Here is a 14,305-nt window from a genome sequence, read left to right as displayed (position 1 = left end):
AGTGCAGGTCGGTGTGGCAGACCCCGCACGCCTGGATCTTCACGACCGCCTCGCCGGGACCGGGGTCCGGGACCACGATCGTCTCGACGGAGACCGGTACCCCCTTCTTCAGGGCGACGACACCGCGGACCTTCTGCGACAACTCGGTACTCCACTTCGTGGTCGGGAAACAGGTCGGATCTCAGCCCCGGCGTTCGGACCGGGGTGGGTTCTCGAGGGGCACGCCGTCCGGCGAGAGGACGGGTGCGGGGAGGTCGGCGCTGGACCGCAGCGGCGCGGCCCCCGCGAGCGGCCGGCCGGCCGACTCCCGCAGGAACCAGGTGCTGACGAGACCGACGACGCCGGCGCCGACGAGGTAGTAGCCGGGCCAGTCGAGGTTGCCGGTGGCGGCGACGGCCGCGCCGATCGCCGTGGGCGCCGTCCCCGCGAACGCCGAGACGAACACGTTGAAGACGATCGCCAGGCTCCCGTACCGGATCAGCGTCGGGAACAGCGCGGGCAGGGTCGACGGCGTCACCGCGGCGAAGCAGAGCAACGTCGCACCCATGATCAACAGGCCGGCGATCTGCCCGGCCAGGCCGTGGCGGAGCAGCCAGACGGCGGGCAGCCCCAGCACGACGAGCGCCGCGCTCCCGGCGAACAGGATCGGCTTGCGGCCGATCCGGTCGCTCAGCCGGCCCACCGGAAGGATCACGCACAGCATCAGCAACATCACGACGACCTGCAGCCCGGTGGACAGCGCCTCGCTCGTCCCGCTCTCGCCGAACCGCGGCAACGTGCCGGTCAGATAGGTCGGCACGTAGTTCGTGAGCACGTAGTTGGTGACGTTCCAGGCGACGACGAGCCCGGCCCCGACCAGCGCCGCGGAGCGGTACCGCGTGATCAGGATCTGGAAGGCACGGCGCGGGGACATCGTCGAGATCGCGGGCGAGCGCTCGAGGAGCTGGCGGAACGCCGGCGTCTCCTCCAACCGCATCCGCAGGTAGATGCCGGTGATCCCGAGCGGGAGCGCCAGCATGAACGGCAGCCGCCAGCCCCACGACAGCAGGTCGTCCGTGGGCAGCAGCGCGATGAGGACGGCCGAGGTGCCCGCGCCGAGGGTGTAGCCGACCAGGGTGCCGAACTCCAGCCAGCTGCCGAAGAAGCCGCGGCGCCGGTCGGGGGAGTACTCGGCGACCAGGGTCAGCGCGCCCGTGTACTCGCCGCCCGCGGAGAAGCCCTGCAGCATGCGGATGAACAGCACGATCAGCGGAGCGGCGACGCCGATCGTCGCGTGGCCGGGGACCAGGCCGAGCAGGACCGTCGCGACGGCCATCATCAGGACGGTGGCCGAGAGGACCTTCGTCCGGCCGATCCGGTCCCCGAGCGGGCCGAACACCAGACCGCCGAGCGGGCGGACCAGGAACGCGGCCGCGAAGGCCCCGAGGGTCAGGACGGGGGCCCAGTCGCCGGCGTCGGGGAAGAAGACCCGGTCGAGCGCCACGGCGGCCAGGTAGGAGTAGATGCCGAAGTCGTACCACTCGGCGACGTTGCCGACCGCGGCTGCCTTCGTCGCGCGACGGACCGTCGTCTCGTCCTCGATGACGGGCGGTCCGACCGAGACGAACCGGTCCTCGGGTACACCGGTCATGACATCCCTCCTCGGCACGGGACACAGGGCACGGACGGACAGCGACGCAACATGAACAGCCTTGATCGTCGTGGTGGGCTGACTGATATATCTATCGACCGTAAGAGATGTGTCACATGCGGTCAACCCTCGGCCCCCGGGGTTCAGGGGCCGACGAGCTCCCTGAGCCGCGCGGTGATCGCCGCGGCCGCGTGGGTCAGGGCGCGCGCGGCCGAGGGGAAGCCGGCGGGGTCGAGCGCGCCGCTGCGCCCGGACACGCTGAGGGTCCCGGCGAGCTGTCCGCTCGCCCCGTGCAGCCCGACGGCGACCGCGTTCAGGTCGGCCTCGAGCTCGCCGTGCGTCGCAGCCCACCCACGCTCGCGCACCTCGTCGAGGTCGGCGAGGAGCGCGGCGCGGTCGACCAGCGTGTGCTCGGTGAAGCGGGTGCGGGGCCGGTCGAGGGCCTCCTGCAGGGCGTCGGCGCCGAAGCCGGCGAGCAGCACCTTGCCGCCGGCCGTCGCGTAGAGCGGCGACCGCAACCCGATCCAGTTGCGGTCGGTGGGCGGCTCCTGCATCACGACCGTCGCGTGCGAGCCCTCCAGCACGCTGACGCTCACCGTGCCGGACAGCTCGGCGGCCAGCCGCGCGCAGACCGGCTTGCTCTCCGCGGCGATGTCGAGCTGGGCCGCGGTCGCCCCGGCGAGTCGCACGAGCCCGAACCCGAGCCGGTACTTGCCGCGGGTGCCGGTGCGCTCGACGAGCCGGTGCTTCTCGAGCGCGGCGAGCAGGCGCGACGCCGTGGACTTGTGGATCCCCAGCTCACGGGCCACTTCGGTGGTGCCGGACGGACCTCGGCGAGCGAGCAGCGGCAGGATGGCGAGGGCGCGATCGACCGCCTGTGTCGCGGACGGCTGTTCCGCATTGACGTTGTTGTTGCGCATGCTGCAACTCCGAAGCCGGTCGTCGACGAACCTGGCGTCCCCGATTGACGGTGACAGTGAAGGATCTCATCCTCGTGTTGCGAATCGCATGACGTGTTCCGCGATAGGCAACAGGAGCAAGGATGATCTATGTTGGCGCGGCCTCGGACATCCCCGACGGTGAAGCGGCCCGGGTGCAGGGCGAGGTGAGCATCGCCGTCTTCCACGTCGACGGCGCTCTCTACGCGATCGACGACACCTGCACCCACCAGGACGCCTCACTGTCCGACGGGTGGGTCGAGGGGTGTGCGGTCGAGTGCCCGCTGCACGCGGCCTGCTTCGACCTGCGCACCGGCAGGCCCAGCGGGCCACCGGCCAAGAAGCCCGTCCGCACCCACCGGGTGGTCGTCTCGGACGGGCACGTCTGGGTCGAGGAGTCGGTGGGGGTCGAGACCTCGGCCCAGCCCGGCGTTCCCGTCGACGCGGTGGCGGAGGAGGTCGCCTGATGCGCACCGTCGCCGTCGTCGGGGCCTCGCTCGCCGGCCTCGCGACCGCCCGTGCCCTGCGCGCCGAGGGGTTCGACGGCCGGATCGTCGTGATCGGCGACGAGGAACACGCACCCTACGACCGGCCGCCGCTGTCCAAGGAGTTCCTCTCCGGCGCACTCTCGACCGAGGACCTCGCGTTGACCACCCCCGAGGACGCCGAGCTCGCCGCCGACTGGCGGCTCGGTCACCGGGCCGTCGCGCTCGACACCGCGGAGCGGACCGTCGTGCTCGACGACGGCGAGCGGATCGCCACCGACGGTGTCGTCCTGGCCACCGGGGCCCGCGCCCGGGCCCTGCCGGGACCGGTGCCGGCCGGCGTGCACACGCTGCGCACCCTGGACGACGCGGTCGCCCTGCGGTCCGAGCTGGTCCCGGGCGCGCGGATGATCGTCGTCGGGGCCGGGTTCATCGGATCGGAGATCGCCTCGACCGCGGCGGGCCTCGGCGTCGAGGTCGACGTCGTCGAGGCCGCGACCGTCCCCCTGGAGCGCCCGCTGGGTGCGGAGATGGGCCGGGTCTGTGCCGGCCTGCACGCCGCCGCGGGCGTCCGGCTGCACACCGGGTGCGGGGTCGCCGAGATCGTCGGGTCGCCCCGCGTGCGCGCGGTCCGGCTGACGGACGGCCGGGAGCTGCCCGCCGACGTCGTCGTGGTCGGGATCGGAGCGATCCCGAACGTCGAGTGGCTCGAGGGCTCGGGCGTGACGCTCGACGACGGGGTCGTGACCGACGCGCAGGGCGCCACGTCGACACCCGGCGTCGTCGCGGTGGGGGACTGCGCGAACGCGCACCGCGGCTACACCGGCTCCATGCTGCGGCTGGAGCACTGGACGAACGCGGTGCAGCAGCCGGTCGGCGCCGTCGCGGCCCTGTTCGGCCGGGTGCACACCCCGGCACCGCACCACGAGGTGCCGTACTTCTGGTCCGACCAGTACGGACGCCGGATCCAGTTCGCCGGTCACCGCACGCCCGGCTGCCGCGTCGAGGTCCTGGAGGGCGACCCCGCGGAGGCGGACTTCCTCGCCCGGTACGTCGACCCGTCCGGCACGCCGGTCGCCGTGCTCGGCGTCGACCGCCCCCGCTCCTTCGGCCGGATGCGCCGCCGGCTCGGCCGCCGTCCCGCCGCGACCCACTGACCCCGCGCCGACCCGCCACCCCTGAGAGGACTCCAGTGAGCACCGTCGAGATCCCCGGACAGCAGTCCGCCAGCAGCCTGATCCCGACCCTGCCCGGTTCGCACTACACCGACGCCGCGATCTTCGAGCTCGAGCAGTCGCGGATCTTCCAGAGCAACTGGTTCGCCGCCGCCCGCAGCAGCGACCTCGCCAAGCCCGGCAGCTTCCGCAAGGTCGAGGTCGGCGGGGAGAGCGTGCTGCTCGTCCGTGGGCGGGACCGCGGGGTGCGGGCCTTCCTCAACGTGTGCCGGCACCGCGGCGCCCAGCTCTGCGTCGAGCCCGAGGGCGCGCTCCGCAACAAGATCCAGTGCCCGTACCACGCCTGGACGTACGGGCTCGACGGCGCGCTGATCGCGGCCCCCAACCTGAACTCGATGGCCGACGTGAACCGGGACCAGCTGGGCCTGCACACGGTCTCCCTGCGGGAGTGGCTCGGGACGATCTGGATCTGCCTCGCCGACGAGCCGCCCTCCTTCGCCGACACGGTCGAGGCCGCCGTGACCGCCCGCCTCGGCGACCCCGCCGCGATCGACCGCTGGGCGATCGACACCTTGGCCGTCGGCCGCCGGATCACCTACGACGTCAAGGCGAACTGGAAGCTGATCGTCGAGAACTTCATGGAGTGCTACCACTGCGCGACGATCCACCCGGAGCTCACCGAGGTGCTCCCCGAGTTCGCCGACGGCTACGCCGCCCAGTACTACGTGGGCCACGGCGCCGCGTTCGGCGACGGCGTCAGCGGCTTCACCGTCGACGGCAGCGCCGGCTTCGAGACGATCGCCGGCGTCGACGCCGACCACGACCGGCGCTACTACGCGATCACCGTGAACCCGCAGGTCTTCATCAACCTGGTGCCCGACCACGTGATCTTCCACCGGATGTACCCGGTGGCGGCCGACCGCACGATCGTCGAGTGCGACTGGCTCTACCCGCAGGAGGTCCTGGACAGCGGGCGCGACCTGGACCGCTCGGTCGAGCTGTTCCACCGCGTCAACCAGCAGGATTTCGACGCCTGCGAGCGCACCCAGCCCGCGATGTCCTCCCGGGCCTACGCCGCCGGCGGCGTGCTGGTGCCCAGCGAGCACCACATCGGCGAGTTCCGCGACTGGGTCGCCGCCGCGATCGGCCACTGACACCCACCCACCCGGCCGGCCGGGGCCACCGCCCCGGCCGGCCGACACCTCCCGAACCCGTTCGCGCAGGGGACCCGATCTCGACGCCGGGGCGCCCGATGCCCGGACGGTGGTCGACCCGGCCTCCTCCCGCGCGCACGATGACGCACCGCACTCCCGACGAAGGGACGCAAGCGATGACAGTCAAGGAACCTGCGACCGGGACGGGCACCGGCGGGAGCCCCGACGAGCCGGAGGTCGTCACCACGTCGGGCACGGGCGCGGCCGATCGGCGGCATCCGACCGACCGCGTCGTGTTCGGGGTCGCGGCGCTGCTCGTCCTGGCCTTCATCGCCTGGGGTATCGCCGGGACGGACAGCCTCTCGGCGGTCTCGGGTGCGGTGCTGTCCGGGATCATGGGCGCCGGCGGGTGGTTCTTCATCCTCGCGGCCAGCGGCTTCGTCGTGTTCACGCTCTGGCTGGCGATCAGCCGCTACGGCCGGATCCCGCTCGGGTGCGACGGCGAGGCGCCGGAGTTCCGGACGAGCTCGTGGGTCGCGATGATGTTCTCCGCGGGCATGGGCATCGGGCTGATGTTCTTCGGCGTGGCCGAGCCCCTGTCGTTCTTCACCGCGCCGCCACCGGACACCGCGCCGGCCGGGACCCCGGCGGCGCTCGACGTGGCGATGGCGACCACGCTCTTCCACTGGACCCTGCACCCCTGGGCGATCTACGCCGTCGTCGGCCTGGCGATCGCCTACGGCACCTTCCGCCGCGGCCGCAGCCAGCTCATCTCCGCGGCCTTCGCCCCGCTGCTGGGCACCCGGCGCACCGAGGGCGGGCTCGGCAGGGCGATCGACATCTTCGCGATCTTCGCGACCTTGTTCGGCTCCGCCGCCTCCCTGGGCCTGGGCGCCCTGCAGATCGGCGGCGGGCTCACCGCGCTGGGCTGGATGGACAACCCGGGCACCGGGCTGCTCGTCGCGGTCATCGCGGTGCTCACCGTCGCGTTCATCGCGTCGGCGGTCAGTGGCGTGGCCAAGGGCATCCAGTGGCTCTCCAACATCAACATGGTGCTGGCGGCGTTCCTGGCGTTCTTCGTCTTCGTGGTCGGCCCGACGGTGCTGATCCTCAACCTGCTGCCCGGCAGCATCGGCCACTACCTGGCCGACCTCGCGTCGATGGCCGCCCGGACCGGCGCCGACGGCCCGGCGACGGCCGAGTGGCTGCAGAGCTGGACGGTCTTCTACTGGGCCTGGTGGATCTCCTGGACCCCGTTCGTCGGCATGTTCATCGCCCGCATCAGCCGCGGCCGCACGATCCGGCAGTTCATCGCCGGCGTCATCCTGATCCCCAGCGTGGTCTCGCTGGTCTGGTTCGCGATCTTCGGTGGTGCCGCGATCTCGGCGCAGCAGGCCGGCCAGGACCTCGCCTCGGGCGGGCAGGAGGAGAAGCTCTTCGGGCTGCTCCAGTCCTTCCCGCTCGGCACGCTGCTCAGCGTCGTCGCGATGCTGCTCGTCGCGATCTTCTTCGTCTCCGGCGCCGACGCGGCCTCGGTCGTGATGGGCACGATCTCGCAGAAGGGCTCCATCGAGCCCGGCCGCGGGATCGTGATCTTCTGGGGCACGGTGATGGGCGCCATCGCCGCGATCATGCTCATGGTCGGCGGGGACGACGCGCTGACCGGCATCCAGAACATCACGATCATCATGGCCCTGCCGTTCGTGGTCATCATGGTGCTGCTCTGCGTGTCGCTGTGGAAGGACCTGCGCGCCGACCCCCTGATCCGCCGGTCGGTCCGCGCGGGGGAGGCCGTCGAACAGGCCGTCGACTACGGCATGAAGGCCCACGCGGGCGACTTCATCCTCAACGTCAAACCGAAGTCGACGGCCGACGCCGCCGAGCAGGCCGAGGCCCGGGGCGGGCACACCATCCTGCCGGGCGAGCCCGGCCCCACCTTCGGCAACTGAGCCACCGGCCCCCGCCCGCCGCCCGCCGCTCGTGCCCCGGCTCACCGGGGCGTCGATCGAGGTCCTCCGTCAGGGGTGCCGGCCGATCAGGCGACCGGCCTGTGCACGGCGCTGATCACCACGACGCCTCCCGGACCGCCCGCTCGTACTCCTCGTCGGACACCTCGTCGAGCCACTCGGTCGGGCCGAACGAGTAGGCGGTCTGGGTCAGCAGGCTGTCCGGGCCGGCGCCGTGCCAGTGCACCTCGCCCGCCGGCGTCCACACGCTCTGCCCGGCCCGGACCGGCCCGCCGAGCCCGTCCTGCCGGACGACGAACCCGCTGCCGTGGGTGGCCACGATGAGCTGGCCGCCGTCGTGCCGGTGCCAGTAGGTCCGGGCCCGTGGGGCGAAGGCCACCAGGTTGACGACGGGGTCGCCGCCGGAGATCGGGTCGGCCCAGACCTCGCCGGTGAACGTGTCGGTGCGGCGGACGCTGGGCTTGCCCGAGCGTCCCGGGATCAGATGCATGCGTGCGTGCTTCCTGTTCTTCGGTCGGCGATCAGGACCGTGTCGTCGCGTTGTCCGGGGTGGGCGCGGCGATCGGCCCGCGCTGCTCGCCGGGGCCCAGGTCACGTCGGCGCGTCTCCGGCAGCACCCGCCAGAGGATGATGGTGCAGACGAGGGCGACGCCGGCCATGTAGACGGCCGGGAGCCCCACCCCGGCGCCCGCGGCGGCGAGCGCGGCGGCGATCAACGGGCCGGGACCCGCGATCAGCGCCGCCCCCAGGTTGTAGCCGATCGCGCTGCCCGTGGAGCGCATGTGCGCCGGGAACAGTTCGATGAGCATCACGGTCGTGGTGCTGTTGTGCATGGCCTCGAAGATCCCGAACAGCACCAGACCGAGCACCGCGACGACCGGGTTGCCGGTCGCCATGAGCAGGAACGCGGGCACGGCGAACACGGCCAACCCGGCACCACCGATCAGGGACACCGGTCGCCGGCCGACCCGGTCGGACAGGGCACCCATAACGGGGCACAGAGCCGCGTACAGCAGCGCACCGACGGCGACGACGACCAGCGCCGCGAAGCGGTCCATCTTGACCGTGACCGTCAGGAAGGTCGTCACGTAGGTCGCGATGTAGTAGAAGCCCAGCACCGTGATCGCGGAGAGCGCGAAGGAGATCGCGACGTTGCGGCCCCCGCTGCGCCCGACCGCGCGGATCGGTGCGTCGGCGATGTCGCCGCGGGCCTTCAGCTCCCGGAAGACCTCGGTGTCCTCCAGCTTCATGCGGAGGTAGAGGCCCACGAGGGTGAGCGGGAACGCGGCGAGGAACGGGATGCGCCAGCCCCAGCCGACGATGTCCTCGGGCGCGACCGCGGACTGGATGAGCAGGGCCGAGCCGGCACCCACCGCGACGGCGAGGGCAGCGGTCATCGGGATGACGCTGGCGGTGATGCCGCGCCGGTCCGACGGCGCACTCTCCACCAGGAACGCGGCCGAACCGGTCCACTCGCCACCCGCGCTGAAGCCCTGGACGCACCGGAGCAGCACCAGCAGGACCGGCGCGGCGACACCGATCGCGGCGAACGGCGGAAGCAGCGCGATGAGGGCGGTCGCCAGGCCCATGAGGACCACGGAGAGCATCAGCGCGAAGCGGCGGCCGCGGCGGTCGCCGATCGCGCCGATGACGAACCCGCCCACGGGCCGCATCAGGAACGCGACGCCGTACACCGCCAGGGTGGACAGCAGCGACGCCGTGGGGCTGGAGCTGGGGAAGAAGTTCGCACCGATCGCCGTGGCGAAGAAGCCGTAGATGGCGAAGTCGAACCACTCCATGAAGTTGCCGACGCCTGCGGCGACGAGGCGCCGGCGACGGTCCGGACCGGCGGCGCCGGTCCGGGTGACGGATGCTGACAAGAGACTCACCACTTCTCTGGGATGGCCTGGACGGCAGCGGGCGGCAGCACCGCCGCCGGGTCGATCAGCGTTCGTACTTGTCGTGCAGCAGCGCGAGGACGGGGAAGAAGTACTCGGCGAAGCTGGCCGGGTCCTCGGACATGGGGAAGTGGCCCTTCCCCTCCATCTCGACGAGCTGCCCGCCCAGGCGCTCCGCGGCGGTGCGGCTCATCTCGGTGGTGGCCGAGTAGTCGTACTCGCCGCTGAACACGAAGAGGGGGCAGCGGGCGGTCCCGAGGGACTCGACCACCCGGGGCAGGTCCTGGGAGTAGAAGTAGGTGTCGCCCTGATAGATCCCGGGGCCGGACTGCGCGTAGCCCCACAGCGTCTGGGCGGCCGGACCCGCGGGGCTGGTGGGCGCGATCAGGCCGCCGACCCAGCTGGTCAGGAACAGCGAGTGGTCGACGTCCGTCCGGTTCGTCCAGTCGACGAACCGGGACGGGTTGCCGAGGCCGCCCTCCAGGGCACACACGCCCGTGAACCGGTCGCCGTGCTCGGCGGCCAGGTACAGGGCGATGGCGCCACCCATCGAGCATCCGGCCAGCACCGGTCGCTCCAGCCCCAGGCCGTCCATGAACGCCAGCACCGTCGCGGCGTAGGTGGCGGTCGCGAGCCGGTAGGTCTGCCGCTGCCAGTCGGCCGGCGGCTCCGACCGACCGTGCCAGGGCATGTCGAACGCGTAGACGGTCCAGTTCGCGGTGAGCTCCGGGTCCTCCAGCAGGTACCGGAACTGCCGGGAGTCCGCGCCCGCGGTGTGCAGGCACACCAGCGGGGGTCCGGTGCCGGCCGACTCGAAGTACAGGCGCTGCGACCGGCCCTCGACCTCGACCGTGAGATAACGGCCGACGACCGGGCTCAGCCCGGAGGCCGGCGCCACGGGGTCCGGGCGCCGCTGCGGGGCGGCCGTCATCGTGTCACGCAGGGCCGCCAGAACGCGGTCGACGACGAGCGCGGCCCGTGCCCACACCGTCCGGTCCCCGCGAACCGGCGCACCGCCGGAGGTCGCGACGAGCGCCTGGGCGGTCGTGAAGCCCCGCGGGCACGGGGTGCTGCAGAAGGCGGTCCACTCGGACTCGCTCACCACGAGCTCGAAGTTCCAGGCGTCGTTGATGCCGGTGGCGGGGACGACCTCGACCGCCGATCCCGTGGACCGCAGTCCGAAGGACAGGCCCGGGAGCTCGAACAGCGCGCTCCAGGCGCCGGTGGGCGGGAGGCCCGCGAGCAGAGTGCCGAGGTCGAGGCTGTGCAGGTCGTCGCGGCTGATCGCCATGGGTTCTCCTCGTCGCTGAGTTCGGCGAAAGGTTGCGTCACATAGATGCGACGTGTCCAATAGAGGAATTCTGTCGTGTCCATAACTCGGAGTGATGCGTGGAGACCCGCCAGCTGCAGCACTTCCTGGCGATCGCCGACGCCGGCACGTTCACTGCCGCGGCCGAGCAGTTGCACATCTCGCAACCCGGGCTGTCCTCGTCGATCCGCGCCCTCGAGCGCTCCCTCGGCACTCGCCTCTTCGTACGTACCCGCAAACGGGCGGAGCTGACCGAGGCCGGACGAGAGCTCTACTCGGGCGCCCGGCGCGCCCTGGCCACGCTCGATGCGCTCGAGAGCCAGGTCCGCCGCGGGCCCGGGGTCAGGAAGAGCACGCTGCGGGTCGGGTGCATCCCGTCGTTCGCCGGGCTGGACCTCGCGGCGCTGATCAGCCGCTTCGTCGCACGCAACCCGGACGTCGACGTCGACGTGGTCGTCGGCATGCCGTTGCGACACTTCGCCGATCTCGCGGAGGAGACCATCGAGCTCGCCTTCGTGACGATGCCGCTGGAGCCCCCGGAGGGCATCCGCCTGACCCCCCTGGCCACCTACCCCATGGTGCTCGCCTGCCCGGCGGGTCACCGGCTCGGCAAGCAGACCTCCGTCGAACTGGCCGACCTCGCGGACGAGGCGTTCGTCGACTTCGACGTGGACCTGGCGGCGCGCCAGGTCACCGACCAGGCGTTCGCGGCCGCGGACATCGTGCGCACGGTGCGGGTGACGTGCAACGAGATCGGCTCCCTGTTGGAACTCGTCGCACACGGTCTCGGGATCGCCATCGTGCCGCGCCCGCTGGCGATCGCCACCCGCGTGCCGGTGGCGATGGTGCCGCTCGCGAACGCGTCCCTGGTCTGGACGGTCGCCGCCGCCACCCGCCCGGCCGGGGTGACGTCCGAGGCCGGCCAGGCCTTCTGGAACCTCATCGCCGACACCGCCACGCCGGTGAACCACAGAGCCACCTGAGGGACGTCCTCACAACGCGGTCCACTCCTGCGACACCACGAAGTCCCGGAAACGGCGCACCACCGGCGACTCGGGCCGGTCCGCGCGCCAGACCAGTCCGAGAACCCGGTGTGCGGCGTCGTCGGTGAGGGGGAGGTAGACCGCGTTGGGGTCGGCCCGATGCGGCCGCGGCCGGGGCACGACCGTGACGCCGAGTCCGGCCGCGGCGAGGCTTTCCATCGTCGCGATCTCGGCGCTCTCGAACGCGACCTCCGGATGCACGCCGGCGCGGGCGAGCAGGTCGTCGGTGAGCCTGCGCAGCCCGAAGTCCGGGCCGAGCATGACGAACGGCTCGCCCGCGGCCTCCGCGATCCCGGCGCGGCCCCGGTCGGCGAGCCGGTGGTCGCGCGGGACGACCAGGCACAGCTGCTCGGTGTGGACGGTGTGCCAGGCCAGGTCCTCGTCCGACGGGCGCGGGCCGGTCACCGCCAGGTCGACGATGCCGTCGGCGACCAGCGCCTCCAGCTCGTAGGTCGCCGCCTGGGTCAGCGCGAACTGCACCTGCGGGGCCCGCGCCCGGAAGCCGCGGATCAGCTCGGGCGCCAGCCAGGTCGCGACCGAGTGCAGGAACCCGAGCCGGACCGTGCCGTGCTCCGGGTCGCGCAGCGCGCGGATGTGCTCGGTCGCCGCGCGCAGTTCGAGCAGGCTGCGCCGGGCGTGCCGGAGCAGCACCTCACCGGACGGGTTGAGCCGCAGGCGCCGGTTGACCCGGTCGAACAACGGCGCCCCGATCTCCTGCTCCAGCCGCGCCAAGCTGCGCGACAGCGTGGGCTGGGTGACGTTCAACCGCTCCGCCGCCTGGGTCATGTGCGGGGTCTCCGCCAGCGTCACGAACCACTCGAGGTCCCCGACGTTCATGCGCTGAGCGTATCGAGTTGATGAGAAAGTTTCATTTCACGTATCGCTTTCACTGGGCCACGATTCCAGGACGCCGCTGAGGTCGACCGACGGAGGAGCAGCATGACCACACCGGAAAGCGGGGACGCCCTCGCCACGGCCCTCCGGGACTGGCGCCCGCCGACCGTGGAGACCGTCCGGCGCGTCGACCCCTGGCAGTCCGCGGCCTTCGCCGCGCTGCTCGACGCCCCCGCCCCGGCCGACGAGCTGCTCCGGGACGGCGACGAGCTGTCGGTCGCCGTCGCGGCGCAGGGCGCCACCCCGTCGCTGACCGCCTCGATCCGCCTCCTCTGAAGGGCCCGAGAATGACCTCCCTCCCACCCCTGCACGGCCTCACCGTGGTGAGCCTGGAGCAGGCCGTGGCCGCGCCGTTCGCCACCCGCCAGCTCGCCGACCTCGGCGCCCGCGTGATCAAGGTCGAGCGCCCTGGGTCCGGCGACTTCGCCCGCGGCTACGACGAGGCGGTGCACGGCAATTCCAGCTACTTCGTCTGGCTCAACCGCGGCAAGGAGTCGATCACCCTCGACCTCAAGTCCCCGGACGGGCGCGCGGTGCTGGGTGAGCTGCTCGACCGCGCGGACGTCCTGGTGCAGAACCTCGGCCCGGGCGCGGCCGGGCGGCTGGGCGTCGACGCCGAGACGCTCGCACGGACCCACCCGCGCGTCATCCCGTGCACCGTCTCGGGCTGGGGCACGAGCGGTCCCTGGGCGGACCGCAAGGCCTACGACCTGCTGGTGCAGTGCGAGACCGGGCTGCTGTCGATCACCGGCACCTGGGACGAGATGGCGAAGGTCGGCATCTCGGTCGCCGACATCGCCGCCGGCATGTACGCGTACTCCGGCATCCTCACCGCCCTGCTGCGCCGCGCCACGACCGGTGAGGTGTCCGCGGTGGAGGTGTCGCTGTTCGAGGCGCTCGCCGAGTGGATGGGCTCGCCCGCCTACTACACCCGCTACGGCGGCCGCCGGCCCGCCCGCGTCGGCGCTCAGCACGCGACCATCGCCCCCTACGGCCCGTACGACACCGCGGACGGCAGGCTCCTGCTGGCCGTGCAGAACGACCGCGAGTGGCGTGCCCTCTGCGCGGTCGTGCTGGGCGATCCCGCCGTCGCGAGCGACCCCCGCTTCGCGTCGAACTCCGCGCGGGTCGCCCACCGCGCGGAGCTCAACGAGCTGATCGGCGGCAGGCTGACGGCCCTGACGACCGCGGCCGCCGGGAAGCTGCTCGACGAGGCCGGCGTGGCCAACGCCAGCATCAACCGGATCGAGGAGTTCCTCGAACACCCCGTGCTCGCCGGGCGAGAGCGCTGGCACGAGGTCGCCGTGCCCGGCGGCACCGTCGCCGCCCTGCGGCCCCCGGCCGACCTCGCCGGTGTCGAGCCGGTGATGGGCGCGGTCCCGGCGCTGGGCGAGCACACCGACGCCATCCTGCGCGAGCTCGGCCGTTCCGACGCCGACCTCGCCGACCTGCGCGACCGCGCCGTCGTCTGACGCGGTCGTCCGACCTTCCCGAACCCCGTGAGAGGACCCACCATGAGCACGCTGAGCAGCGAGGAACGGTACGTCGTCGACACCGTGCGCGAGTTCGTCGAGCGCGAGGTCAAGCCCGTGGTCCAGCAACTGGAGCACGCCAACGAGTACCCCGAGAAGATCATCGAGCAGATGAAGGAGCTCGGGATCTACGGGCTCGCGATCCCGGAGCCGTGGGGCGAGGCCCCGGTGTCGATGCCCTGTTATGCGCTGGTCACCGCCGAGTTGGCGCGGGGCTGGATGTCGCTGGCCGGGGCGATGGGTGGGCACACGGTGGTCGCGAAGCTGCTGCTGGCGTTCG

14 protein-coding genes and 1 pseudogene are annotated in these 14,305 nt (G+C 72.3%); 8 read left to right on the top strand and 7 right to left on the bottom strand.

The genetic code is table 11. From position 1 onward, the window contains the following. The 3 genes and pseudogenes from PKE99_RS36710 to PKE99_RS36700 form a co-directional block, all read right to left on the bottom strand. Positions 1-142: pseudogene (locus PKE99_RS36710) on the bottom strand (alcohol dehydrogenase catalytic domain-containing protein); the annotation flags it as partial. A 39-nt stretch (positions 143-181) separates the two neighbouring features. Continuing rightward, entirely contained in the window at positions 182-1,630 is a 1,449-nt protein-coding gene (locus PKE99_RS36705) for an MFS transporter (RefSeq protein ID WP_037054459.1), read from the bottom strand. A 143-nt stretch (positions 1,631-1,773) separates the two neighbouring features. Then, positions 1,774-2,550: an IclR family transcriptional regulator gene (locus tag PKE99_RS36700; RefSeq protein WP_037054461.1), complete on the bottom strand. Its 777-nt coding sequence runs from the start codon at positions 2,548-2,550 to the stop codon at positions 1,774-1,776. A 122-nt stretch (positions 2,551-2,672) separates the two neighbouring features. Between PKE99_RS36700 and PKE99_RS36695 the strand changes: the two genes are divergently transcribed. From PKE99_RS36695 to PKE99_RS36680, 4 genes are all read left to right on the top strand, one after another. Then, complete coding sequence (locus tag PKE99_RS36695) at positions 2,673-3,035, top strand: bifunctional 3-phenylpropionate/cinnamic acid dioxygenase ferredoxin subunit (RefSeq protein ID WP_051738383.1); 363 nt, start codon at positions 2,673-2,675, stop codon at positions 3,033-3,035. Then, positions 3,035-4,210, top strand: a complete 1,176-nt coding sequence (locus PKE99_RS36690) for an NAD(P)/FAD-dependent oxidoreductase (RefSeq protein WP_037054463.1) — start codon at positions 3,035-3,037, stop codon at positions 4,208-4,210. The genes PKE99_RS36695 and PKE99_RS36690 overlap by 1 nt, the downstream gene beginning before the upstream one ends. 35 nt (positions 4,211-4,245) lie before the next feature. Next, positions 4,246-5,382, top strand: a complete 1,137-nt coding sequence (locus tag PKE99_RS36685; RefSeq protein ID WP_037054465.1) for an aromatic ring-hydroxylating oxygenase subunit alpha — start codon at positions 4,246-4,248, stop codon at positions 5,380-5,382. A 176-nt stretch (positions 5,383-5,558) separates the two neighbouring features. Then, the gene (locus tag PKE99_RS36680) at positions 5,559-7,331 is read left to right on the top strand and encodes a BCCT family transporter (protein WP_081924777.1); all 1,773 of its coding nucleotides are present in this window, start codon (positions 5,559-5,561) and stop codon (positions 7,329-7,331) included. A 115-nt stretch (positions 7,332-7,446) separates the two neighbouring features. Here PKE99_RS36680 and PKE99_RS36675 read toward each other — a convergent pair whose 3' ends face one another. From PKE99_RS36675 to PKE99_RS36665, 3 genes are all read right to left on the bottom strand, one after another. Then, on the bottom strand, positions 7,447-7,839 hold the full coding sequence (locus tag PKE99_RS36675; protein WP_037054468.1) for a cupin domain-containing protein: 393 nt from the start codon (positions 7,837-7,839) through the stop codon (positions 7,447-7,449). 31 nt (positions 7,840-7,870) lie between these two features. Next, positions 7,871-9,229: an MFS transporter gene (locus PKE99_RS36670; RefSeq protein ID WP_063739914.1), complete on the bottom strand. Its 1,359-nt coding sequence runs from the start codon at positions 9,227-9,229 to the stop codon at positions 7,871-7,873. 64 nt (positions 9,230-9,293) lie between these two features. Then, the gene (locus PKE99_RS36665; RefSeq protein WP_051738384.1) at positions 9,294-10,538 is read right to left on the bottom strand and encodes an alpha/beta fold hydrolase; all 1,245 of its coding nucleotides are present in this window, start codon (positions 10,536-10,538) and stop codon (positions 9,294-9,296) included. A gap of 98 nt (positions 10,539-10,636) precedes the next feature. Here PKE99_RS36665 and PKE99_RS36660 point away from each other — a divergent pair, with 98 nt between their 5' ends. Continuing rightward, positions 10,637-11,539: a LysR family transcriptional regulator gene (locus PKE99_RS36660; protein WP_037054472.1), complete on the top strand. Its 903-nt coding sequence runs from the start codon at positions 10,637-10,639 to the stop codon at positions 11,537-11,539. A gap of 9 nt (positions 11,540-11,548) precedes the next feature. On the opposite strand, the gene PKE99_RS36655 is transcribed toward PKE99_RS36660, so the two are convergent. After that, positions 11,549-12,436, bottom strand: a complete 888-nt coding sequence (locus PKE99_RS36655) for a LysR family transcriptional regulator (protein ID WP_037054475.1) — start codon at positions 12,434-12,436, stop codon at positions 11,549-11,551. A 102-nt stretch (positions 12,437-12,538) separates the two neighbouring features. Here PKE99_RS36655 and PKE99_RS36650 point away from each other — a divergent pair, with 102 nt between their 5' ends. From PKE99_RS36650 to PKE99_RS36640, 3 genes are all read left to right on the top strand, one after another. Continuing rightward, positions 12,539-12,769, top strand: a complete 231-nt coding sequence (locus PKE99_RS36650) for a hypothetical protein (RefSeq protein ID WP_037054478.1) — start codon at positions 12,539-12,541, stop codon at positions 12,767-12,769. An 11-nt stretch (positions 12,770-12,780) separates the two neighbouring features. After that, positions 12,781-13,965 carry a CaiB/BaiF CoA transferase family protein gene (locus PKE99_RS36645; RefSeq protein WP_037054481.1) on the top strand — a complete coding sequence of 395 codons (1,185 nt, stop codon included), beginning with the start codon at positions 12,781-12,783 and terminating at the stop codon, positions 13,963-13,965. A gap of 42 nt (positions 13,966-14,007) precedes the next feature. Further along, positions 14,008-14,305, top strand: a 298-nt coding sequence (locus PKE99_RS36640) for an acyl-CoA dehydrogenase family protein (protein WP_271214972.1), incomplete at its 3' end; no start/stop codon positions are given.

Origin of the sequence: Pseudonocardia halophobica (assembly GCF_027922425.1) — a bacterium.
Lineage (GTDB): Bacteria > Actinomycetota > Actinomycetes > Mycobacteriales > Pseudonocardiaceae > Pseudonocardia > Pseudonocardia halophobica.
Note: the sequence above shows the minus strand (reverse complement) of the source record. Positions and strands in the feature narration are given on the sequence as shown.